General features: G+C 61.9%; 22 protein-coding genes. 8 read left to right on the top strand and 14 right to left on the bottom strand.

The features are described 5' to 3' along the window. Positions 1-31: 31 nt before the first annotated feature. The 4 genes from BT125_RS23425 to mreB form a co-directional block, all read right to left on the bottom strand. A complete protein-coding gene (locus BT125_RS23425) occupies positions 32-628 on the bottom strand; it encodes a Maf family protein (protein ID WP_072410853.1) in 597 nt (198 codons plus the stop codon). Positions 629-665: 37 nt separating this feature from the next. Next, positions 666-1,154 carry a rod shape-determining protein MreD gene (mreD, locus tag BT125_RS23420; protein WP_003197820.1) on the bottom strand — a complete coding sequence of 163 codons (489 nt, stop codon included), beginning with the start codon at positions 1,152-1,154 and terminating at the stop codon, positions 666-668. Continuing rightward, positions 1,151-2,284: a rod shape-determining protein MreC gene (gene mreC / locus BT125_RS23415; RefSeq protein WP_072410851.1), complete on the bottom strand. Its 1,134-nt coding sequence runs from the start codon at positions 2,282-2,284 to the stop codon at positions 1,151-1,153. Before mreC ends, mreD begins: the two co-directional genes overlap by 4 nt. Positions 2,285-2,425: 141 nt before the next feature. After that, entirely contained in the window at positions 2,426-3,463 is a 1,038-nt protein-coding gene (mreB, locus tag BT125_RS23410; RefSeq protein WP_002555108.1) for a rod shape-determining protein MreB, read from the bottom strand. Between the two features lie 214 nt (positions 3,464-3,677). On the opposite strand from mreB, the gene gatC reads away from it, so the two are divergent. From gatC to BT125_RS23380, 6 genes are all read left to right on the top strand, one after another. Beyond that, complete coding sequence (gatC, locus tag BT125_RS23405; RefSeq protein WP_020297123.1) at positions 3,678-3,965, top strand: Asp-tRNA(Asn)/Glu-tRNA(Gln) amidotransferase subunit GatC; 288 nt, start codon at positions 3,678-3,680, stop codon at positions 3,963-3,965. Between the two features lie 16 nt (positions 3,966-3,981). After that, positions 3,982-5,433, top strand: coding sequence for an Asp-tRNA(Asn)/Glu-tRNA(Gln) amidotransferase subunit GatA (gatA, locus tag BT125_RS23400; protein WP_072410849.1), 1,452 nt, complete (start codon positions 3,982-3,984; stop codon positions 5,431-5,433). Positions 5,434-5,443: 10 nt separating this feature from the next. Next, positions 5,444-6,889: an Asp-tRNA(Asn)/Glu-tRNA(Gln) amidotransferase subunit GatB gene (gatB, locus tag BT125_RS23395; protein WP_072410847.1), complete on the top strand. Its 1,446-nt coding sequence runs from the start codon at positions 5,444-5,446 to the stop codon at positions 6,887-6,889. Between the two features lie 149 nt (positions 6,890-7,038). After that, complete coding sequence (locus tag BT125_RS23390; RefSeq protein ID WP_072410846.1) at positions 7,039-7,416, top strand: septal ring lytic transglycosylase RlpA family protein; 378 nt, start codon at positions 7,039-7,041, stop codon at positions 7,414-7,416. 49 nt (positions 7,417-7,465) lie between these two features. Beyond that, positions 7,466-8,527 (top strand): calcium/sodium antiporter, encoded by a 1,062-nt coding sequence (locus tag BT125_RS23385; protein WP_072410844.1) that lies wholly within the window; start codon positions 7,466-7,468, stop codon positions 8,525-8,527. Further along, positions 8,524-8,904: a carboxymuconolactone decarboxylase family protein gene (locus BT125_RS23380; protein ID WP_072410842.1), complete on the top strand. Its 381-nt coding sequence runs from the start codon at positions 8,524-8,526 to the stop codon at positions 8,902-8,904. The genes BT125_RS23385 and BT125_RS23380 overlap by 4 nt, the downstream gene beginning before the upstream one ends. Before the next feature lie 142 nt (positions 8,905-9,046). On the opposite strand, the gene BT125_RS23375 is transcribed toward BT125_RS23380, so the two are convergent. The 5 genes from BT125_RS23375 to kdgD all read right to left on the bottom strand — a co-directional run bounded on the left by BT125_RS23375 (position 9,047) and on the right by kdgD (position 15,751). Beyond that, positions 9,047-9,988 (bottom strand): AEC family transporter, encoded by a 942-nt coding sequence (locus BT125_RS23375; protein WP_072410840.1) that lies wholly within the window; start codon positions 9,986-9,988, stop codon positions 9,047-9,049. Between the two features lie 261 nt (positions 9,989-10,249). Beyond that, positions 10,250-11,803 (bottom strand): galactarate dehydratase, encoded by a 1,554-nt coding sequence (gene garD / locus BT125_RS23370; protein ID WP_072410838.1) that lies wholly within the window; start codon positions 11,801-11,803, stop codon positions 10,250-10,252. Positions 11,804-11,816: 13 nt separating this feature from the next. After that, on the bottom strand, positions 11,817-13,181 hold the full coding sequence (locus BT125_RS23365; protein ID WP_072341209.1) for an MFS transporter: 1,365 nt from the start codon (positions 13,179-13,181) through the stop codon (positions 11,817-11,819). 83 nt (positions 13,182-13,264) lie between these two features. Then, on the bottom strand, positions 13,265-14,710 hold the full coding sequence (locus BT125_RS23360; protein ID WP_072410836.1) for an aldehyde dehydrogenase family protein: 1,446 nt from the start codon (positions 14,708-14,710) through the stop codon (positions 13,265-13,267). Between the two features lie 129 nt (positions 14,711-14,839). Continuing rightward, entirely contained in the window at positions 14,840-15,751 is a 912-nt protein-coding gene (gene kdgD, locus BT125_RS23355) for a 5-dehydro-4-deoxyglucarate dehydratase (protein ID WP_014336610.1), read from the bottom strand. A gap of 368 nt (positions 15,752-16,119) precedes the next feature. Between kdgD and BT125_RS23350 the strand changes: the two genes are divergently transcribed. Continuing rightward, a complete protein-coding gene (locus BT125_RS23350; RefSeq protein WP_072410834.1) occupies positions 16,120-16,476 on the top strand; it encodes a hypothetical protein in 357 nt (118 codons plus the stop codon). Between the two features lie 217 nt (positions 16,477-16,693). Here the strand turns inward: BT125_RS23350 and BT125_RS23345 are convergent, their stop codons facing one another. The 4 genes from BT125_RS23345 to BT125_RS23330 form a co-directional block, all read right to left on the bottom strand. Continuing rightward, on the bottom strand, positions 16,694-17,440 hold the full coding sequence (locus BT125_RS23345; protein WP_072410832.1) for a FadR/GntR family transcriptional regulator: 747 nt from the start codon (positions 17,438-17,440) through the stop codon (positions 16,694-16,696). A gap of 279 nt (positions 17,441-17,719) precedes the next feature. Then, complete coding sequence (locus tag BT125_RS23340) at positions 17,720-19,447, bottom strand: ABC transporter ATP-binding protein/permease (RefSeq protein ID WP_072410830.1); 1,728 nt, start codon at positions 19,445-19,447, stop codon at positions 17,720-17,722. 98 nt (positions 19,448-19,545) lie between these two features. Continuing rightward, positions 19,546-20,106: a response regulator transcription factor gene (locus BT125_RS23335; protein ID WP_003177957.1), complete on the bottom strand. Its 561-nt coding sequence runs from the start codon at positions 20,104-20,106 to the stop codon at positions 19,546-19,548. Then, positions 20,103-21,362: an ATP-binding protein gene (locus tag BT125_RS23330; protein ID WP_072410828.1), complete on the bottom strand. Its 1,260-nt coding sequence runs from the start codon at positions 21,360-21,362 to the stop codon at positions 20,103-20,105. The genes BT125_RS23335 and BT125_RS23330 overlap by 4 nt, the downstream gene beginning before the upstream one ends. A gap of 370 nt (positions 21,363-21,732) precedes the next feature. Between BT125_RS23330 and BT125_RS23320 the strand changes: the two genes are divergently transcribed. Further along, entirely contained in the window at positions 21,733-22,452 is a 720-nt protein-coding gene (locus BT125_RS23320) for an SIMPL domain-containing protein (RefSeq protein ID WP_072410824.1), read from the top strand. Positions 22,453-22,502: 50 nt separating this feature from the next. Here BT125_RS23320 and BT125_RS23315 read toward each other — a convergent pair whose 3' ends face one another. After that, positions 22,503-22,748 carry a hypothetical protein gene (locus BT125_RS23315; RefSeq protein WP_072410822.1) on the bottom strand — a complete coding sequence of 82 codons (246 nt, stop codon included), beginning with the start codon at positions 22,746-22,748 and terminating at the stop codon, positions 22,503-22,505. Positions 22,749-23,455: the final 707 nt, after the last annotated feature.

Below are 23,455 nucleotides of genomic sequence, written 5' to 3'. Positions count from 1 at the left end.
ACGATTATGGCCGCATCAAGTCAGACGGCGCTCAGCGCGCGCTTAAGGTTTGCCAACAGGGTATGCCGAAATGGCCCAGCAGTTCTGCGGTTTCGCACAGGGGCAGGCCGACTACGGCTGAATAACTGCCTTCGAGGCCGGCGACAAACACCGCGCCCAGCCCTTGAATACCATAGCTGCCGGCCTTGTCCCGGGGTTCGCCGCTGGCCCAATAGGCCATCGCTTCCTGTTCGGTAATGGGGCGAAAACGCACTTGGCTGCGCACCACCCGTGATTCGCAGCGCGAGCCGTCCAGCACGGCAATGGCGGTCAGCACTTCATGGTTGCGACCGGACAGGCTCAGCAGCATGGACAAGGCGTCGGCCTGATCCACTGGCTTGCCGAGAATCCGCCCCTCCAGCACCACGGCGGTGTCCGCGCCGAGCACGCAGCCATCCACACCGGTGTCCAGGGCCCGTCGCCCCGCCTCGGCCTTGCCGCGCGCCAGGCGCTCGACATAAGCCGAGGGGGGTTCGTGATCCAGGGGTGTTTCATCAATGTCCGCGCCGATGGCGGTAAAGGGTACGCCGATCTGCGTGAGCAGCTCACGCCGACGCGGCGAGCCTGAGGCGAGATAAAGCGGTTTCATCAAGACATCTCCCTATCAAGGCCAATGCCTGACCGAATCAGTTGATTTTGAAACGCAGGCGCAGGCCACGCAAACCGAAGCTGACCCACGGCCAGAGCAAGGCGCTGACCAGGGCTGGCAGCACCAGCGCCAGCGTCGGCTGACGATTGCCGGTGAGCGCGCTGAGCCACAACTGCACCAGTTGCGCCAGGCCGAAAATCACCAGGATCACCAGGCATTGTTGCCACATGGGGAACATCCGCAAGCGCTGTTGCAGCGATAGCACCAGAAACGTAATCAGCGTCAGGATCAGCGCGTTCTGCCCCAGCAGCGTGCCATAGAGCACGTCCTCGGCCAGGCCCAGGCACCAGGCGGTGACCATGCCGACCTTGTGGGGCAAGGCCAGCGCCCAGAAGGCCAGCAACAGGGCCAGCCACAGGGGGCGCAGGATTTCCATGAACTGCGGCAGCGGCGAAACGCTGAGCAACAGGCCGATGGCGAAGGTCAGCCAGACCATCCAGCCGTTACCGGATTGGGTACTGCTCATTCTTCTCGTGCTCCCCTGGTGGCTGGCGCGGCGGCCGGCGTGGAGACAGGTGGTTTGGCTGCGGGCCGGGCCGGCTGAGACGCCGGCGCGTGAGTAGCCGACCTGGGTGGTTTCGCAGCAGGCGTGGCGGGTGCGGCCGTTGGCGCCGTTGCTGGAACGGCCGGAGTTGCCGGAGCCGGTGCAGCCACTTGCGGCTTGGGCACGATGGCAGGAACTGCCGCCGGGGTAGCCGGGGCAGCCGACTCGCCGCCTTGCCGGTCCTGGGCTTCCTGGGCCGCCGCGGCTTCGTTGGCGCGCTCCTCGGGTGTCCGCGTATCGCTGAACACCAACAGCAGATAACGACTGCGGTTCAACGCGGCCGTCGGCACCGCGCGCACAATGGCGAACGGCTGGCCGGAGTCATGGATGACTTCCTTGACCGTCGCCACCGGATACCCGGCCGGGAAACGCTGGCCGAGGCCAGAGCTGACCAGCAGGTCGCCTTCCTTGATATCGGCGGTATCGGCCACGTGCCGCAGCTCCAGGCGCTCCGGGTTGCCGGTGCCACTGGCGATCGCCCGCAGGCCGTTGCGGTTGACCTGCACCGGGATGCTATGGGTGGTATCGGTCAGCAACAGCACGCGAGATGTATAAGGCATCAACTCCACCACCTGGCCCATCAGGCCCCGGGCATCGAGCACCGGTTGGCCGAGGACCACACCGTCGCGCTCGCCCTTGTTGATCAGGATGCGGTGGGTGAAGGGGTTGGGGTCCATGCCGATCAACTCGGCCACTTCGACCTTCTCGTTGACCAGTGCGGAGGAGTTGAGCAACTCGCGCAGCCGCACGTTCTGCTCGGTGAGGGCGGCCAGCTTCTGCATGCGCCCCTGCAACAGCAGGTTTTCGGTCTTTAGTTTTTCGTTTTCGGCGACCAGTTCGGTCCGGCTGCCAAATTGGCTGGCGACACCTTGCCACAAGCGCTGCGGCAGATCGGTGATCCAATAGGACTCCATCAACACCAGCGACATCTGGCTGCGTACAGGCTTGAGCAGCGTGAAGCGGGCATCGACCACCATCAGCGCGACCGATAGCACGGTCAGCACCAGCAGGCGCACGCCCAATGAGGGGCCTTTGGCGAAAAGCGGTTTAATAGGCCGCTCCTCCCAGGCAAATGTTTTCTTTATTCATACGGCATCAAACCGGCCTGGATACGAATGACAGAAGATAAACGCCAACGGGCAGCACTGCAAAGTGCTGCCCGAGAGCGAACAACATAGACCACCCAGCCAGACTTATTCGCTGGAGAGCAGGTCCATGGTGTGCTTGTCCATCATTTCCAATGCACGGCCACCGCCGCGGGCAACGCAGGTCAACGGGTCTTCGGCAACGATCACCGGCAGGCCGGTTTCCTGGGCCAACAACTTGTCGAGGTCACGCAACAGCGCGCCACCACCGGTCAGCACCAGGCCGCGCTCGGCGATGTCCGACGCCAGCTCCGGCGGCGACTGCTCCAGGGCGCTCTTGACGGCCTGGACGATGGTCGCCAGCGACTCTTGCAGCGCTTCGAGCACTTCGTTGGAATTGAGGGTAAAGGCCCGTGGAACGCCTTCGGCCAGGTTGCGACCGCGCACGTCGACTTCACGCACTTCACCGCCCGGGTAGGCCGTGCCGATTTCCTGCTTGATACGCTCGGCGGTGGATTCGCCGATCAGGCTGCCGTAGTTGCGACGCACATAAGTGATGATCGCTTCGTCGAAACGGTCGCCGCCCACACGTACGGATTCGGCGTAGACCACACCGTTGAGGGAGATCAGCGCGATTTCAGTGGTACCGCCACCGATGTCGACGACCATCGAGCCGCGGGCTTCTTCCACCGGCAGGCCGGCACCGATGGCAGCGGCCATGGGTTCTTCGATCAGGAACACTTCACGGGCACCGGCACCGAGGGCCGATTCGCGGATAGCGCGACGCTCTACCTGGGTGGACTTGCATGGAACGCAGATCAGCACACGAGGGCTGGGCTGCAGAAAGCTGTTTTCGTGAACCTTGTTGATGAAGTACTGCAGCATCTTTTCGCAGACGCTGAAGTCGGCGATCACGCCGTCCTTCATTGGGCGAATGGCCGCGATGTTGCCCGGTGTACGGCCCAGCATGCGCTTGGCTTCCGTACCGACAGCCACGACACTCTTCTGGTTACCGTGGGTGCGGATGGCCACGACCGAGGGTTCATTCAGGACGATACCGCGCTCGCGCACGTAAATAAGGGTGTTGGCAGTGCCCAGGTCGATGGAAAGATCGCTGGAAAACATGCCACGCAGTTTCTTGAACATGGGAAAGGGACCCTAGGCAACGCGTGGGTAAAAAAGTGCGGCAAACTCTAACAACGACAGGGATTTTGGGCAAGGCACCAATATGTTAAATTGGCCGCTTTTCTGTGCACCAAACCCCACAATCGCGGCCGTAAAGCCGTAGAAATGCGGTAGTGTTCCGACAATCTAACACACGGACAGACTGCGTCCGTTTTGTTTTCCACTGGAGAATCCCATGGCGCTTGAACGCTCCGACGTGGAAAAAATCGCTCATCTGGCCTGTCTGGGCCTCAATGAAGCCGATCTTCCACACATTACTTCTGCCCTGAACAGCATTCTGGGGCTGGTCGACGAGATGCAGGCGGTCGACACCGACGGTATCGAACCGCTGGCCCACCCACTGGAAGCCAGCCAGCGCCTGCGCGCCGACGTCGTGACCGAGTCCAATCACCGCGAGGCCTACCAGTCCATCGCACCAGCGGTCGAAAACGGCCTGTACCTGGTTCCGAAAGTCATCGACTAAAGGGAAAGAGCCTCTCATGCATCACATGACCCTGGCCGAGATCGCCCGCGGACTCGCCGATAAAAAGTTTTCCTCCGAAGAGCTGACCCAGGTCCTGCTGGCGCGCATCGCCCAGCTCGACCCGCAGCTCAACAGTTTCATCAGCCTCACCCCGGAGCTGGCCCTGAGCCAGGCCAAGGCCGCCGACGCCCGTCGCGCCAACGGTGAGAACGGCGCCTTGCTCGGCGCACCGATTGCCCACAAGGACCTGTTCTGCACCCTGGGCATCCGCACCAGCTGCGGCTCGAAGATGCTCGACAACTTCAAGGCCCCGTACGATGCCACCGTGGTCGCCAGGCTGGCCGCCGTCGGCGCCGTGACCCTGGGCAAGACCAACATGGACGAATTCGCCATGGGTTCGGCTAACGAGTCGAGCTACTACGGCGCGGTGAAGAACCCGTGGAACCTGGAACACGTACCGGGCGGTTCGTCAGGCGGTTCCGCCGCCGCCGTGGCCGCGCGCCTGTTGCCGGCCGCCACCGCCACCGACACCGGCGGTTCGATTCGCCAGCCAGCGGCGTTCACCAACCTCACCGGCCTCAAGCCGACCTACGGTCGCGTCTCTCGCTGGGGCATGATCGCCTACGCCTCCAGCCTCGACCAGGGCGGCCCGCTCGCGCGCACCGCCGAAGACTGCGCGATCCTGCTGCAAGGCATGGCCGGCTTCGACCCGAACGACTCCACCAGTATCGATGAACCCGTGCCGGACTACAGCGCCAGCCTCAACGGCTCGCTGCAAGGCCTGCGCATCGGCGTGCCGAAGGAATACTTCAGCGCCGGCCTCGACCCGCGCATCGCCGAACTGGTCCACAACAGTGTCAAAGAGCTGGAGAAGCTCGGCGCGGTCATCAAGGAAATCAGCCTGCCGAACATGCAGCACGCGATTCCGGCGTACTACGTGATCGCCCCGGCGGAAGCATCCTCGAACCTGTCGCGCTTCGACGGTGTGCGCTTCGGCTATCGCTGCGAGAACCCGGAAAACCTGATCGACCTGTACAAGCGCTCCCGTGGCGAAGGCTTCGGTGCCGAAGTGCAGCGCCGGATCATGGTCGGCGCCTATGCGCTGTCCGCTGGCTACTACGATGCCTACTACCTCAAGGCGCAGAAAATCCGCCGCCTGGTGAAGAACGATTTCATGGCCGCCTTCAACGAGGTCGACATCATCCTCGGCCCGACCACGCCGAACCCGGCCTGGAAGCTCGGCGCCAAGAACAGCGACCCGGTCGCCGAGTACCTGGAAGACGTCTACACCATCACCGCCAACCTCGCCGGCTTGCCGGGCCTGTCCATGCCGGCCGGCTTCGTCGATGGCCTGCCGGTGGGCGTGCAACTGCTCGCGCCGTATTTCCAGGAAGGCCGCCTGCTCAACGTGGCTCACCAGTATCAGTTGAACACTGACTGGCACACCCGCACCCCAACCGGCTTCTGAGGAGAAACACATGCAATGGGAAGTCGTGATCGGGCTGGAGATTCATACCCAGCTCACCACCCGGTCGAAAATCTTTTCCGGTAGCTCCACCACGTTCGGCTCCGAGCCCAACACCCAGGCCAGCCTGGTCGACCTGGGCATGCCCGGCGTGCTGCCAGTGCTCAACGCCGAAGCCGTGCGCATGGCAGTGATGTTCGGCCTGGCGATTGACGCCGAGATCGGCCAGCACAACGTGTTCGCCCGCAAGAACTACTTCTATCCGGACCTGCCCAAGGGCTACCAGATCAGCCAGATGGAACTGCCGATCGTCGGCAAGGGCCACCTGGACATCGCCCTGGAAGACGGCACGGTCAAGCGTGTCGGCATCACCCGGGCGCACCTGGAAGAAGACGCCGGCAAGAGCCTGCACGAAGAATTCAACGGCGCCACCGGCATCGACCTGAACCGTGCCGGCACGCCGCTGCTGGAGATCGTCTCCGAGCCGGACATGCGCAGCGCCAAGGAAGCCGTGGCCTACGTCAAGGCGATCCACGCACTGGTGCGCTACCTGGGCATCTGCGACGGCAACATGGCCGAAGGCTCGCTGCGCTGCGACTGCAACGTGTCGATCCGGCCCAAGGGCCAGGTCGAGTTCGGCACCCGCTGCGAGATCAAGAACGTCAACTCGTTCCGCTTCATCGAGAAGGCGATCAACAGCGAGATCCAGCGCCAGATCGAACTGATCGAGGACGGCGGCAAGGTCATCCAGCAAACCCGCCTGTATGACCCGAACAAGGACGAGACCCGTCCGATGCGCAGCAAGGAAGAAGCCAACGACTACCGTTACTTCCCCGACCCTGACCTGCTGCCGGTGGTCATCGAGGACTCGTTCCTCAATGACGTGCGCGCCACCCTGCCGGAACTGCCGCCGCAGAAACGCGAGCGCTTCCAGGCGCAGTTCGGCCTGTCGAGCTATGACGCCAACGTCCTGGCCACCAGCCGTGAACAGGCCGATTACTTCGAAAAAGTCGTGAGCATCGGCGGCGACGCCAAGCTGGCGGCCAACTGGGTAATGGTCGAGTTGGGCAGCCTGTTGAACAAGCAAGGCCTGGAAATCGATGAGTCGCCGGTCTCGGCCGAGCAACTGGGCGGCATGCTGGTGCGGATCAAGGACAACACCATTTCCGGCAAGATCGCCAAGATGGTGTTCGAAGCCATGGCCAATGGTGAGGGCAGCGCCGACGAGATCATCGGGAAGCGCGGCTTGAAGCAGGTCACCGACACCGGCGCCATTTCCGCTGTGCTCGATGAAATGCTCGCGGCCAACGCCGAGCAGGTCGAACAATACCGTGCGGCAGACGAAGCCAAGCGCGGCAAGATGTTCGGCTTCTTCGTCGGCCAGGCCATGAAAGCCTCCAAGGGCAAGGCCAACCCGCAGCAGGTCAACGAACTGCTCAAAAGCAAGCTCGAGGGCTGATGGACATGGAGCCAGCCTTGCTGTCTGGCTCAATTCCCTGTGGGAACGAGCTTGCTCGCGATAGCGGCATGACAGTCAACACCGATGTTGAATGTGATGGCCTCTTCGCGAGCAAGCTCGCTTCCACATTTGGATTTGGAAAACCCTACATGAAGCGTCTCCTCGGCGCCTGCGCCCTGCTGTCCCTGCTGGCCGGTTGCGCCAGCCAGAGCGGGACGGTCGATCCACACGGCTACGACCAGACCGGTGTCGCCTCTTATTACGGTGCCAGGCACCATGGCAAACGCACCGCCAGCGGCGAGCGTTTCGACCAGCACGGCCTGACCGCCGCCCATCGCCAGTTGCCGTTCGGCACACGGGTGAAAATCACCAACCTGGGCAACAATAACAGCGTGGTGGTACGCATCAACGACCGTGGCCCATACTCCCGAGGCCGTTTGATCGACGTGTCCCGCGAAGCCGCCGAGCGACTGGGCATGTTGCGCAGCGGCACCGCACGGGTGCGCGTGCAAGCCCTCGACGATTGATAGACGGAGCCCGGCCATTTCCCTACTCACCGCCCTACCGCTGCTCAGCCTGATCGAATTGTTCGGCGCCCTGCTGTTGCTGATCGGCGGCGCCGAACTGCTGGTGCGCGCCGCCGTGGGCCTGGCGGCACGCTTGCAGGTACGACCGCTGATCATCGGTCTGACCGTCGTCGCTTTCGGCAGCAGCGCGCCGCAAATGGCCGTCAGCCTGCAGGCGACCCTGGCACAGAACGCCGACATCGCCGTGGGCAGCGTGATCGGCAGCGGCATCTTCAACATCCTCGTCACCCTCGGGTTGTCGGCGCTGATCATTCCGTTACGCGTCTCGCGCCAACTGGTGCGCCTGGACATCCCGCTGATGATCGGCGCCAGCCTGCTGGTGTTCGTGCTGGCCTGGAATGAAGAACTGACCCGGTTGGATGGGGTCTGGCTTCTGTTGGCCCTGGCGGTTTACCTCGGGCTGTTGCTGCGCCAGTCACGGCATTCGGGGCGACCGCACCCGGTGGGGGGCGAGGTGGCCCACCTGTCCTGGGTCAAGAGTGTGTTGATGATCGCGTCGGGCCTGGCGATGCTGGTTTTCGCCGGGCACCTTTTGCTGGGTGCGGCAGTGGAAGTGGCGACGGACCTCGGGCTCTCGGAACGCATCATCGGCCTGACCATCGTCGCCGTCTGCACCTCGCTGCCGGAACTCGCCACTTCGCTGATCGCCGCCTTACGGGGCCAGCGGGACATCGCCGTGGGCAACGTGATCGGCAGCAACCTGTTCAACCTGCTGGGCGTGCTGGGGGTCACCGCCCTCGCCGCGCCCACGCCTCTGTCGGTCTCGCCGAACGCCCTGGATTTCGACCTGCCGGTGATGCTCGGCGTGGCGGTGCTGTGCCTGCCGGTGTTCTATTCCGGTTATCGCGTCACCCGCGCCGAAGGCCTGTTGTTCCTGGGCTTGTACCTGGCCTACGGGCTGCACGTGGTGTCGTTCACCACCGGCATGCCCCTGGCCGGCCAACTGGAGCGGCTGATGCTGTTCTATGTGCTGCCGGCCCTGCTCGCGTTTTTGCTGTTCACCTCCCTGCGCGCCTGGCGCCGCCAACACCACAAGAGGGATTTGCCATGACCGACACTCCAAAGACCGGCCTGGACATGCGTCGCCAGGTCATGGGCGACGCGTTCGTCGACCGCGCCCTGGGCAACGCCACCGAGTTCACCCAGCCGTTGCAGGACTTCGTCAACGAACATGCCTGGGGCAGTGTGTGGCAGCGCGAGGGGCTACCGCTGAAGACCCGCAGCCTGATCACTCTGGCCGCCCTCACCGCCCTCAAGTGCCCGCAGGAACTCAAAGGCCATGTGCGCGGCGCGCTGAACAACGGTTGCACGGTGGAAGAGATTCGCGAGGCTTTGCTGCATTGCGCGGTGTACGCGGGCGTGCCGGCGGCGATCGATGCGTTTCGGGCGGCGCAGGAAGTGATCGAGGCGTATCAGAAACCTGAGTAAAGTACAGGGGCCTGTAGCGACAGGTCAGGCCTCTTCGCGAGCAAGCCCGCTCCCACATAACCGAGTTCTCCCAAGGGAGTACGGTCAAGTGTGGGAGCGGGCTTGCTCGCGAATGGATCGAGAGAGCAGCACAAATCCAAGCCTAGATCCACCCCCCCCACTGCAACACAAAAATCCCCAGGTTGGTGGTAATCGCCGCCATCAAGGTGGTGATCACGATGATCGCCGCCGCCAGTTCATGGTTGCCATCCGCCGCCCGGGCCATGACGAAGCTGGCGGCGGCGGTGGGACTGCCGAAGTACAGGAACAGAATCCCCAGTTCCGCCCCGCGAAAGCCCCAGAGCCAGGCACCGAGGGTGGCCACCAGGGGCAGGCCGACCATTTTCACCAGGCTCGAACTCAGGGCCATCTTGCCGCTCTTGCGCAGGGCCGCCAGCGATAGCGTGCCGCCGATGCAAATCAGCGCCAGGGGCAAGGTCATCTGCGACAGGTACTTGGCCGAGGTCTCGAACCAGTTCGGCACGCCGATCTGCCAATAGGCGAACGGCGCGGCGACGATCACGCTGATAATCAGCGGATTGCTGATCACGCTCTTGCAAATACTCCAAGGATCGGACTTGATCACCGGGCTGTAGACCGCCAGCACGATGGTCGACAAGGTGTTGTAGAACAGGATCACCAGGGCCGCGAGAATCGCTCCCAGGGAAATCCCGTAGTCGCCATACATGCTCGCCGCCAACGCCAGGCCGATGACCCCGTTGTTGCCGCGAAACGCACCTTGGGTGTAGATGCCGCGATCTGCCCGAGGACAACGCCAGATCGCCCAGCCCCAGGCCATCGCAAAGCTCACCAGGGTCGCGATAGAGAAATAGATCAACAGATCCGGCTGCAAAGCCGCATGCAGGTCCGCGTGCAGGATGCCGAGGAACAACAGCGCCGGCATGGTGACGTTGAACACCAGGGACGAGGCGATGTGGATGAAATTGTCGTTGATCCAGTCGATGCGCTTGAGCAATACCCCCAGAAACAGCATGGCGAACACCGGCGCGGTGACGTTCAGGGTTTCTAGGAAAATTGCCAGCATGCCGGGGGACCTTGAGAGGGGTGTCGTTAGGTGGCTAATGATAAGCCACTCACGGCACTGGCGTCTGGTAGAGCGTCTTCGCGAGCAGGCTCGCTTCCATATTTATTCTACAGCGGACACAGCATTCACATTTACCCCACATCCTTGTGGGAGCGAGCTTGCTCGCGAAGACGGCAGCATATCCAACATCAATGCTGGCTGAACTACCGCCATCGCGAGCAAGCTCGCTCCCACACGGGGTCTCCAGCGATCACGAAATCATCAGGTAATCGGCGCCGGGTTGAACAACGTGATGTCGTTGTACAGCTTGTGCCGCTCGGCCCAGGTCTGCTTCTTGCCGCTGGCCACGTCCAGGTAGTAGTGGAACAGCTCCCAGCCCAACTCTTCGATGGTCGCCCGTCCGGTGGCGATCCGGCCGGCATCGATATCGATCAGGTCCGGCCAGCGCTGGGCCAGTTCGGTGCGGGTCGAGACCTTCACCACTGGAGCCATGGCCAAGCCGTACGGCGTGCCACGACCAGTGGTGAAGACGTGCAGGTTCATCCCCGCCGCCAGTTGCAACGTGCCGCAGACAAAATCGCTGGCCGGTGTGGCGCAGAAGATCAGGCCCTTTTGCTTGAAGCGCTCGCCCGGGCCGAGCACGCCGTTGATCGCGCTGCTGCCAGACTTGACGATCGAGCCCAGGGATTTTTCGACGATGTTCGACAGCCCGCCCTTCTTGTTGCCCGGCGTGGTGTTGGCACTGCGATCAGCCTCGCCCTTGGCCAGGTAGCGGTCGTACCAGTCCATTTCCCGCACCAGCTCCTGGGCAACTTCCCGGGTTTGCGCCCGGGAGGTCAGCAGGTAGATCGCATCGCGCACTTCGGTGACTTCGGAAAACATCACCGTCGCCCCCGCTCGCAGCAACAGGTCCGAGGCATAACCCAGCGCCGGGTTGGCGGTGATGCCGGAAAACGCATCGCTGCCGCCGCACTGCATGCCCAGGATCAGCTCCGAGGCCGGCACGGTTTCGCGACGGCGCAGGTCGAGTTTCTTCAGGCGGGTCTCGGCCAATTCCATGATCTGCTCGATCATTTCGGTGAAACCGTGACTGGAATCCTGCAAGCGATACAGCCACGGCTCGCTGAGGTCCACCGAGCTGTCGTTCTCATGCATCACCTGCCCGGCCTGCAATTTCTCGCAGCCCAGGCTGATCACCAGAGCCTCGCCTCCCAAGTTCGGGTTGCGTGCCAGGTTGCGCACGGTACGGATCGGGATGTACGCATCGGTGGCGGTGATCGCCACGCCGCAGCCATAGCTGTGGGTCAGCGCCACCACGTCATCGACGTTCGGGTACTTGGGCAGCAACTCGTCCTTGATGCGCTTGACCGCATGGTCCAGCACCCCGGTCACGCACTGCACCGTGGTGGTGATGCCCAGGATGTTGCGCGTGCCAACGGTGCCGTCGGCGTTGCGATAACCCTCGAAGGTGTAGCCCTCCAGCGGCGCATCGGCTGCCGGCACGTCGGTGGACAGCGGCAAGCTGTCCAACGGCGGCGCGGTGGGCATGCGCAGCTGGTCTTCCTTGACCCAACTGCCACGAGGAATCGGTTGCAGCGCGTAGCCAATGACCTGGCCGTAGCGAATCACCTCCCCGCCCTCGGGAATATCTTCCAGGGTGACCTTGTGGCTCTGGGGCACAAAGTCCACGGTGACCAGGCCGTCCGGGAACTCGGTCCCGGCCGGTACGCCCTGGTCGTTGACGACGATCACCACGTTGTCCCGCTCGTGCAGACGGATGTAACGGGGCGAATCGGCATGTTCAATCAGTTGCATTGATGCCGCTCCTTCAGGATTTCGCTTCAGACAGGCTGGAGATGCCGGCATCCTTGGCCGTCGGTTCCTTGAGTACCACACGCTTGATTGGCCCTACGATGACCAGGTAACTGAACACCGCCACCAGCGCGTTGCAACCGACGAACACCAGTGCCCACTTGAACGAACCGGTGGCGCTGATGATGTAGCCGATGACGATTGGCGTGGTGATCGACGCCAGGTTGCCGAAGGTGTTGAACAGGCCACCGCTCAGGCCGGCGATCTGTTTTGGCGACGTGTCGGAAACCACGGCCCAGCCCAGTGCGCCCACACCCTTACCGAAGAAGGCCAGGGCCATGAAGCCCACCACCATCCATTCGATGTCGACGTAGTTGCACGCCACGATGCTGCTGGACACCAGCAGGCCGGCGATGATCGGCGCTTTGCGAGCGAAGGTCAGCGAGTGGCCCTTGCGCAGCAGGTAATCGGAAATCACCCCGCCCAGCACGCCGCCAATGAAGCCGCAGATCGCCGGCAAGGACGCGATGAAACCAGCCTTGAGGATGGTCATGCCGCGTTCCTGCACCAGGTACACCGGGAACCAGGTCAGGAAGAAGTAGGTGATGCCGTTGATGCAGTACTGGCCCAGGTATACGCCCAGCATCATGCGATTGGTCAGCAGTTGACGGATGTAATCCCACTTCGGACCGTCGGCTTTCTTTTCCTTGCCCTTGTCCTGGTCCATGTCGACCATCGCGCCGTTGGCGGCGATGTGATTGAACTCGGCTTCGTTGATCATCGGGTGCTGGCGCGGGCTGTAGATCACTTTCAGCCAGATCAGCGAGAACACGATACCGATCACGCCCATCACGATGAACACGTGCTGCCAGCCGAAGCGGTAGACGATCCAGCCCATCAGCGGTGCGAACAGCACGGTGGCGAAATACTGCGCCGAGTTGAAGATCGCCGAGGCGGTGCCGCGTTCCGCGGTGGGGAACCAGGCGGCGACGATCCGTGCGTTGCCTGGGAAGGATGGCGCTTCGGCCAGCCCAACCAGGAAGCGCAGCATGAACAGCGCAACCACGGCCGTGGACATGCCGAATTCACCCACATAGCCTTGCAGCACGGTGAACAACGACCAGGTGAAGATGCTCAAGGCATAGATTTTCTTTGACCCGAAACGGTCGAGCAGCCAGCCGCCAGGAATCTGCCCGGCCACGTAGGCCCAGCCGAAAGCGGAGAAGATATAACCGAGGGTAACGGCATCGATGCCGAGGTCTTTTTGCAGGCTGGAGCCTGCGATAGCGATGGTGGCACGGTCGGCATAGTTGATCGTCGTCACCAGAAACAGCATGAGCAGGATCAAATAGCGGACGTGTGTCGGCTTGGTCGCTTGCATGTATGTACTCCCACTATTTATTTTTATGCGGGTCAGCAGATTGTGACGCCAGGGCCGGATCACCGGCCCTGGCGGTGTCGCACTTACGATCCGATGTAAGAAGTTTTAACCACGGTGTAGAACTCTTGTGCGTAGCGACCTTGCTCACGCGAACCATAGGACGAACCTTTGCGCCCGCCGAACGGCACGTGGTAATCCACGCCAGCGGTCGGCAGGTTGACCATCACCATGCCCGCCTGGGAATGACGTTTGAAGTGGTTGGCGTACTTCAGTGAGGTGGTGGCGATACCGGCGGACAGACCGAACTCGGTGTCGTTGGCCATGGCCAGCGCTGCCTCGTAGTCGGCCACGCGCACGACGTTGGCCACTGGGCCGAAGATCTCTTCGCGGCTGATGCGCATCGACGCTTCGCTGTCGGCGAACAGGGTCGGCGCCAGGAAGTAACCTTCGGTGTCGCATGTCACCAAACCACCACCGCTCACCAGCCGCGCGCCTTCGCTCTGGCCGATGTCGATGTACTTCAAGTCCTGGTTGAGCTGGGCCTCGGAAACGACCGGGCCGATGTCGGTGCCGGCCTTCAACGCATGACCGACCTTGATCGACTGCATGCGCTCGGCCATGGCCGCAACGAACTTGTCGTGGATGCCGGCGGTGACGATCAGGCGACTGGAGGCCGTGCAACGTTGACCGGTGGAGTAGAACGCGCTCTGCACCGCCAGTTCGACGGCTTGCTTGAGGTCGGCGTCGTCGAGGATGATCTGCGGGTTCTTGCCGCCCATCTCCAACTGCACCTTGGCCTGGCGCGACACGCAGTTGACCGCGATCTGCCGGCCCACACCCACGGAACCGGTGAAGCTGATGCCGTCGACTTTCGGGCTATTGACCAGGACTTCACCGACCACGCGGCCGCTGCCCATCACCAGGTTGAACGCACCGGCCGGGAAACCGGCGCGGGAAATGATCTCAGCCAGGGCCCAGGCACAGCCCGGCACCAGCTCGGCGGGCTTGATCACCACGCAGTTGCCGTAGGCCAGGGCCGGGGCAATCTTCCAGGCAGGGATGGCGATCGGGAAGTTCCACGGGGTAATCAGGCCGACTACACCGAGGGCTTCACGGGTGACTTCGACGTTGACGCCCGGGCGCACCGACGGCACGTAATCGCCCGACAGGCGCAGGCATTCACCGGCGAAGAATTTGAAAATGTTGCCGGCGCGGGTTACTTCGCCGATGGCTTCAGGCAGGGTCTTACCCTCTTCCCGCGCCAGCAGTTGGCCGAGTTCTTCGCGGCGGGCGAGGATCTCGCTGCCGACTTTGTCCAGGGCATCGTGACGGGCCTGGATACCCGAGGTCGACCAGGCCGGGAAGGCGGCGCGGGCGGCTTCGATGGCGGCATTGACTTGCGCTGCGTCAGCCTTGGCGTATTCACCGATGACATCGGACAGATCAGACGGGTTGATGTTGGTGCAATAGTCGGCACCGGCCACCCACTGACCGTTGATGTAGTTATCGAAACGCTTTGAATCTGCCACGGAGCTACTCCTTCTACAAAAGCTGTCTAGGGACGCAAAGCATCCCTGGTGGCATTCCCACGTGGAGCGCGGGAACGAACAAACCTTACGCAAAAAGCCGCTGATTACTCAGCGGCCTTATCGGGTTTGTTACTGCTTGCCTTGCTTGTCGATCAGCGCGGCCAGGGCTTCGTATTCTTCTGGCAGCAAGTCGGTCAACGGCGTGCGCACAGGGCCCGCGTCATAGCCAACGATCTTCGCGCCGGCCTTGACGATGCTCACCGCGTAACCGGCCTTGCGGTTACGGATGTCCAGGTAAGGCAGGAAGAAGTCGTCGATGATTTTGCCGACGGTCTCGTGATCGTCGCGGGCAATGGCGTGGTAGAAGTCCATCGCGGTTTTCGGGATGAAGTTGAACACCGCCGAGGAGTAGACCGGCACGCCCAGGGCCTTGTAGGCCGCGGCGTAGACTTCAGCGGTCGGCAAGCCGCCCAGGTAGCTGAAACGATCGCCAAGGCGACGACGGATCGACACCATCAGTTCGATATCACCCAGGCCATCCTTGTAGCCGATCAGGTTCGGGCAGCGCTCGGCCAGTTGTTCCAGCTGAGTGGCGTTCAGGCGGCAGACGTTGCGGTTGTACACCACCACGCCGATTTTTACCGATTTGCACACGGCTTCAACGTGGGCGGCAACGCCGTCCTGGCTGGCTTCGGTCAGGTAGTGCGGCAGCAGCAACAAGCCCTTGGCGCCCAGGCGCTCGGCTTCTTGAGCGTATTCGATGGCCTGGCGGGTGGCACCGCCAACACCGGCAAGAATTGGCACGCTGGTGGCGCAGGTATCGACGGCGGTCTTGATGACCTGCGAATACTCGCTGGCGGCCAGGGAGAAGAATTCACCGGTGCCGCCCGCTGCGAACAATGCAGAGGCGCCATACGGGGCCAGCCACTCGAGACGTTTGATGTAGCTGTCGCGATTGAAATCGCCTTGGGCAGTGAAATCGGTGACCGGGAACGACAGCAGGCCAGACGAGAGGATGGACTTCAGTTCTTGTGGATTCATTATTCGAACACCCTGGGACGCAAAATGTGTATGAGATGGTTAAGCTTCGGCCAGAAGTTGTAGGTCATCGTACAACTTAAAATGTAGACGTCAACTGTATTTCGTCCTTTGTCAGGTGTGAGGGCATGGAGGTTGGCCGCGAAGCCTTTTAAATCGGGCCATCCGGCGAAATTGGAGAGCCAATGAAACTTGCGAGCGATTCCCCCGGACCGCTCATCGAGACTGTCAACTCTGTCAGTAGGCGAGATTGCGGGAAGGAGGCATAACGGCGGTGTGGCCGTGCGACGCCCGGCTGTGGTCCTTTTCTGAAATTTTAAAGTGAGTCGCCCGTACGCAACGATCAAGGCCGCCTCACAAGGAGTGACACCATGGCGAAGACGTATGCGAAACCGATGCTCAAGGATTTTCCAGCCACCGGGGAAGTCACGATCCGCTTGGCAAAGACAAAGACGTTAACCGTGAAAATTCCGGATGCAGCTTTCGACCCGTACTCGAACGCCCGACTGACTCTGGGCGTCGGCTCGACGCCTCCTACTCCGGTAGGCGCGTTTACACCTCTGACCGACGGCGAGGAAGGTACGCCACGCAAGGATGTGACAATGACGCTAACCAATACCGACTTGGCAGCTTACGTCGGCCAATTGGTTGAGCTTCGTTATGAGGTTAGCTACGAGAGCTGGGATCCCGATACATCCGAGCCGCAAATGTTGCGGATCAGCGCGTAGGGCTGGCGCTGCGATTTGTCAGACAGGCAAACAGATCGAAAACCGAACACCGTTCTCTTCGGCGAGGGATGTTTTATGTGGCGAGGGAGCTTGCTCCCGCTGGGGCGCGAAGCGGCCCCCTCATTTCCGATGCCAGATACAAGGGACTGCTTCGCAGCCCAGCGGGAGCAAGCTACCTCGCCACAACAGCATCCTTGCCCACGAGCAGGGAGCGACTTCAGCCTTGCGCCTGCGCCTCTTCATGAGCCTGGCGCAGCCGCTCGCGGCTATTGGTCAGGTGCAAGCGCATGGCCGCACGGGCCGCGTCGGAGTCCTGGCGGGCGATGGCTTCGTAGATTTCCTCGTGCTCGCGGCTCAGGCGATCCATGTAGTGCTGGTGGTCGTCGTGGGCCAGGCGCGCCGAGTTCAGCCGGGTACGCGGGATGATGCTGGTGCCCAGGTGGGTCATGATGTCGGTGAAGTAGCGGTTGCCGGTGGACAGGGCGATTTCCAGGTGGAAGGCGAAGTCCGAGGCCACCGCGTCGCTAGCGTGGGCGGCGCTTTCCTTCAAGGCGTCGAGGGCGGCGCGCATCGTCGCCAGTTGCTCGTCGCTGCGGCGCTGCGCCGCGAGCCCGGCGGATTCCACTTCCAGGCTGATGCGCAACTCCAGGATCGCCAGCACGTCCCGCAAGGTGACCACGGTGGCCGGGTCGATGCGAAAACCGCTCGGGCTGGGCGTGTCCAGCACGAAGGTACCGATGCCATGGCGGGTTTCCACCTGGCCGGCGGCTTGCAACCGGGAAATCGCCTCGCGCACCACGGTGCGGCTGACGCCATGGGCTTCCATGATCGCCGACTCGGTGGGCAATTTATCGCCGCGCTTGAGCAGGCCGTCGCGAATCTGCTCGGTCAGCACCGTCACCAGCTCCTGCGCCAGGCTGCGGCGCTTGCGGGGAAGGCGGGGTACGTCGATCGGGTTTTCCATTGTGTCTGTGTCTCGGCAAGCGGCTGAATGACAACATCATAGCGCAACGTGGTTGTACGATCACCGTGGGTGCAGTGGCGTGTCGGGTGCTGACACCGAGTCGCCTTCATCGCGAGCAAGCTCGCTCCCACATTGGATCGGTTACGTACTTAAATATCATGATCAACACAAATCCAGTGTGGGAGCGGGCTTGCTCGCGAAAGCGGTGTGCCAGATACATCAATATCAACTGACCCACCGCCTTCGCGAGCAAGCCCGCTCCCACAGGTTTTGCGGTGTTTAAGCGGTCACGGTGCGCTCCACCAGTTGGCCATTTTCAATACGCACATGTCGCGGATGGAAACGTTTCAAACTGCTTCGGTGCCCGACGCTGACGATGCTCAAGCCCGGCAACTGGTCGATCAGCGCCTGGTACAGCGTTGCCTCGTCTTCTTCGTCCATCGCCGACGTGGCTTCGTCCATGTACAACCATTGCGGTGCATAAAGCAATGCACGGGCAAAGGCCAGGCGTTGTTGCTCGCCGGGCGAGAGCATGCGCTGCCAGTGGTTACTTTCATCCAGCCGCGGGATCAGGTGCGGCAGGCGGCAGGTTTCCAGCACCTGTGCATAACGTTCGTTGGGGTAGACGTCGCCAGCCTGTGGATAACTCAACACTTCCCGCAGGCTGCCAATGGGCAGATAGGGCTTTTGCGGCAGGAACAGGTAACGCGCCGCCGGAAGCCGGATCGTCCCGTGCCCCGCAGGCCACAAATGCCCCATTGCGCGAAACAGGGTCGATTTGCCACTGCCGGAACGACCGCTGAGCATGACCCGCTCGCCCGGCGCCACACTCATATCGGCGTTGTCGAGCAGATGACGACCGTCGGCCAGATCCAAGCCGAGGTTATGAACCGCCAACGCGCTCCCCTGGTTCTGCACATCGATGGCCGGCACGCGGTCTTCGTTGTCACTCATGGCCTGGCGGAAGCTCAACAGACGATCACAGGTGGCGCGCCACGCGGCAAGGTCGGCGTAGGCGCTGATGAACCAGCTGAAGTTCTCTTGCACATTGCCGAAGGCCGAGTTGATCTGCATGAGCTCGCCCAGCTGGATCTTGCCGGCGAAGTAGCGCGGCGCGGCAACGATGAACGGGAAGATGATCGCGATCTGGCCGTAGCCGGAGGTGAAGAACGTCAGGCGCTTGGACACCCGCATGATGTCCCAGAAGTTATGCCAGACCAGGCCGAAGCGCCCGCTCAGGCGGCGGTTCTCGTTCGGTTCGCCGTTGTACAGCGCAATGCTCTCGGCGTTTTCACGCACCCGGACCATGGAGAAACGCAGGTCGGCTTCGAAGCGTTGCTGGTTGTTGTTCAACCCGATCAGGCGTCGGCCGATCAGGTGCGTCAGCCAACTGCCCACCGCCGCATACACCAGGGCGCACCAGAACATATAGCCGGGAATGGTGTAGCCGAACACTTCGATGCTGCCGGACACGCCCCACAAGATGATCGAGAACGACACCAGGCTGACCACGGTGCGCAGCAATCCCAGCCCCAGGCCCAGGGTATTGGTGGTGAAACTGTTGAGGTCTTCGGAAATCCGCTGGTCCGGGTTGTCGGTATAGCCGCCCTGCTCCAGCCGGTAGTAATTCTTGTTGCCCAGCCAGCGGGCGAAATGCTGCTCGGTGAGCCAGGCCCGCCAACGAATGGTGAGCATCTGCGTGAGGTACAAGCGGTAGACGGCGCCGAGAATCGCCACCGCCGCGATGCCGCAGAAATACAGGATCAACTGCCAGAACGCCGCGCTGTTCTTCTCCTGCAGGGCATTGTAGAAATCCTTGTACCAACTGTTGATCCACACCGAGATCGCTACGCTGAACAGCGACAGCGCGATGACAGCGATCAACAGCGTCCAGGCCTTGCCCTTCTCCTCACTGCGCCAGTACGGCGTGGTCATTTGCCAGACACGGCGGAAAAACTGCCCGCGCACCGCGTCATTGACCGCGGAATATTCAGCGTTCTGATTCATGGTTAAGGCTCGATAAAGAAAAGAACAGACTCGGGCCGATCATATAGAGCAACGACCCGATGTGTCGCGGGGGTGGACAACATCTGTTCAGCGCAGGTTCAGCGACGCACGGGGCGCTTCTGCAATTTGCGCTGCAGAGTCCGCCGGTGCATGCCCAGGGCGCGGGCGGTGGCGGAGATATTGCCTTCGTGTTCGGTCAGCACCCGCTGGATGTGTTCCCATTGCAGTCGGTCCACCGACATGGGGTTTTCCGGCACCAGGGTGTCGAGGTCGGCGTGCTCGGACAACAGCGCCGCCAGTACATCATCAGCATCCGCCGGCTTGCACAGATAATTGCAGGCACCGCGCTTGATGGCCTCGACCGCGGTGGCGATGCTCGAATAACCGGTCAGGATCACCACGCGCATCTCCGGGTCCAGCTCCAGCAACTTGGGCAACAGCACCAGGCCCGAATCGCCGTCCATTTTCAGGTCCAGGGCGGCATAGTCCGGCAGGTCGGCCTGGGCGATGGTCAGGCCCTCTTCGGCAGAACCTGCGGTGCTGACGCGAAAACCGCGGCGGGACATGGCCCGGGCCATGACGCGGGTGAAGGTGGCGTCGTCATCCACCAGCAACAGGTGCGGCAGTTCTTCGCCGTCGACTTGGATCTCGTCACTCATGTTTCGTCTCCTCGGTCGGCATGGGGCAGGCGCAGCTCGGTGAGCGTGCCGCCTTCCTCATGGGGGTAGAGTTTCACCGAGCCGCCGGCGCGTGTCACGCTGGCTTTGCTCAAGAACAGGCCCAGGCCGAAACCTTTGCCCTTGGTGGTATAGAACGGCTTGCCGATCTGCTCGGCAATCGCCAGCGGCACACCGGCGCCGTGGTCGCGAATGCAGATGGTCAGTTCATAAGCGTTCCAGTCCAACGCCACTTCCAGGTTGTCGGGACAGGCATCGGCGGCATTGTTCAGCAGGTTCAACAGTGCCTGGGTCAGGTCCGGCGGCGGCGCCATGCGCGGTACCACGCCCTTGCCCAGGCACTGGAAGCGATAACTGGCTTCCGGGCGCATCAGGTGCCAGCGGTTCAGGGCATCGTCGAGCCAGAAGGTCACCGCCTGCATGTCGATGTCCAACCGGCGATTGGCCTCGGCGGCACGCACCAGGTATTGCAGGGTTTCCTTGCAAAGCTTGACCTGGTCCTGAAGTACGCTGAGATCGTCCTGCAGCGCCGGGTCGTGATGGTCCTGGCGCATTTCCTTGAGCAGCACACTCATGGTCGCCAGCGGTGTGCCCAGTTCATGGGCGGCACCGGCGGCCTGGGTCGCCACGGCCAGCAATTGCTCGTCCCGCAGGCCCTCTTCACGACGGATGGCCCGCAGCTCTTCCTGGCGGCGTAACTCCTCGGCCATGCGCGCGGCAAAAAACGTGATGACCGCCGCCGCCAGGGCAAAACTCAGCCACATCCCATAGATCTGCAGGTTTTCCCGGGCGATGGGGAAGGTTTCCAGCGGGTAGAACCGCACCAGCAACAAGGTGTACAGCGCCAGAGCGATGCCGGAAAGGATCAGCGAAAACCGCCACGGCAACGTCACGGCGGCGATGGTCAGCGGTACCAGGTAATAAGAAACGAAGGGGTTGGTGGAGCCGCCGGAGAAATACAGCAGCGCGCTGTGGATAAACAGGTCGCAAGCCAGTTGCACGGCATATTCCAGCTCGGTCACCGGCCACGAGGCACGCAGGCGAATCGCCGTCAGCGCGCAGAGCACGCTGGAACAGACCAGGGTGATCGCCAACTGCAGCCAGGGCAGCGGCAGCAAGTCGAACCAATAAGCGAGCCCCACGGAGCCGGCCTGGGCCGCCAGGACCAGAATACGGATGAATGTCAGGCGCCAGAGGTTCTGGCGGGAAGCGGAAGTCATTTGCAAAGGGGCGAGCATGAGCTCTCCTGATGAGCGCTCCAGGCGGATCGCACGGAGTATAACCAAGGCGGGGGTTGCAGCGGCAGCTATGCGGCAAAGCGCCACAGCTCTCAATGCTGCATATACCCCTTGTGGCGAGGGAGCTTGCTCCCGCTGGCCTGCGCAGCAGGCCCAACCCCGGCGCCGCGTTGTGTCAGATGAATGGAGCCGCTGCTTTTAGGGCCGCTTCGCGCCCCAGCGGGAGCAAGCTCCCTCGCCACGGGGCTCTTCATTGGCTTCAGGTATCTGTATAGAAGTTGTAACTGTGCGAACCCACCCATAAAAGCTAGAGTCTTATCCTTCACGCAGGCCCGGACCTCACCCCTGCGCCTCATCCCAAGGAGCTTTCATGCACACGTTCAGTCGCCCCGCCGCCCTGCTCGCCTTCAGCCTCGGCACCGCCGCCAGCCTGCCGGCCCTGGCCGCCGATGAGCTTCATTACAACCAGATTTCCCTGCGCGCCGAAGTCAGCCAGGAAGTGGCCCGCGACCTGATGATCGTGACCCTCTACACCGAAGAACAGAACACCGACCCGGCCAAACTCGCCGCCGCGATCAGCACCACGGTGAACAAAGCCATCGGCCAGGCCAAAGAGGTCAAGGACATCACCCTGCGCCAGGGCAGCCGCAACAGCTACCCGATCTACGACAACAAGGGCCAGAAAATCACCGGCTGGCGCGAGCGCGCCGAACTGCGCCTGGAAAGCGCCGACTTCGCCGCCCTGTCCAAACTCACCGGCGAGCTGCTGGGCGACATGAAGATGGGCGGCATGGACTTCGCCATCGCCACCGCCACCCGCCAGAGCAGCGAAGACGCCCTGCTCAAAGACGCCGTCAACGCCTTCAAGGCCCGCGCTCAACTGGCCACCGAAGCCCTGGGCGGCAAGGGCTACAAGATCGTCAACCTGAACTTCAATACCAACGGTTATCCACAACCCTTCATGCGCGCGCCAACGATGATGATGAAAAGTGGTTCCATGGATGCTGAATCCGTGACGCCTGACGTGGAAGCGGGTACCAGTAAAGTGATCATGACGGCGGATGGGGTGGTTGAGGTGTTGAAGGAGTAACGGATGCCTGATCGTTCCTCCGCTCCGGCGGGGGAACGATCGAACCACCTTTACTTCAGCAAAGGCACAGCCGCCTGTGCGAGTTGGGTGAGCAACTCAATATCTCGCTCGTCGCGTGCGCCATCTTCGTTTAAATCGGTTTTTATACCCACCTTGTCGTAGCGCCCATCCTTCAGGGAAGAAGCGACAAAGGTGAGCAAGTAACTCTTGTTGTCACGAAAAAACTCGAGCCGAACCTCCGGGCTTTCGTCTTTATCGAAGTCTTTAAGAGATATACGGATTTCTTCGGCGGCCATCGCTACACCTCCTCCATGGATTAGCTCAATACGGCATCGCCGCTTAGCAGCGCGCCTGTTGCTACCTTATAACCATGCCTCCAAAAATCTACTGTCAGAAGTATCAGGTGTACGTCCGCACAGTAGAGCCTAAGGAGAATCGAGCATGCTTTGTGGCGAGGGGATTTATCCCCGCTGGGCCGCGAAGCAGCCCCAACAGCAGCGACTCAATCTGTCTGACACACCGAGGTGTCAGGTTTGGGTCTGCCGCGCAGCCCAGCGGGAGCAAGCTCCCTCGCCACGTGGTTAGGTGTTCGACGAGACGGAAGCGCCTTGCTTCAACCGGTGAATCGGGTACACCCGAAAAAACAGGTCGGCTACAAGGCCGCCTTCGCGAGCAAGCTCGCTTGTATGTTTAGACTTGAAGGGGTGGGCGGGACTAAAAGCTCGATTCCGACTCTAGCCAGTACGGACCGTGGGAGACTTCTCGTCCCGCCCCTTCTACCTAAAGCGCCGATAAGGAATTCATCGGTAAAACCGACGATAGAGGCAAGCCAGCGCTACGGTAGACCCCGACAAGCATTTAAACCCTAGCTCCGAGGATTCGAGATGACAATCCTTACCTCCTCAACGGTTATCGGTATTGATGTAGCCAAGGCCGAAATCGTCGCTTATCGCGAAGATCTGAACAGCACTCAAGTGATCGACAACACCCGCGAAGCTATTGG

It is taken from the genome of Pseudomonas sp. NFACC04-2 (genome assembly GCF_900119265.1).
GTDB classification, from domain to species: Bacteria; Pseudomonadota; Gammaproteobacteria; order Pseudomonadales; family Pseudomonadaceae; genus Aquipseudomonas; species Aquipseudomonas fluorescens_AA.
The sequence above is the reverse complement of the archived record's forward strand: the minus strand, read 5'-3'. Positions and strand labels throughout refer to the sequence as shown.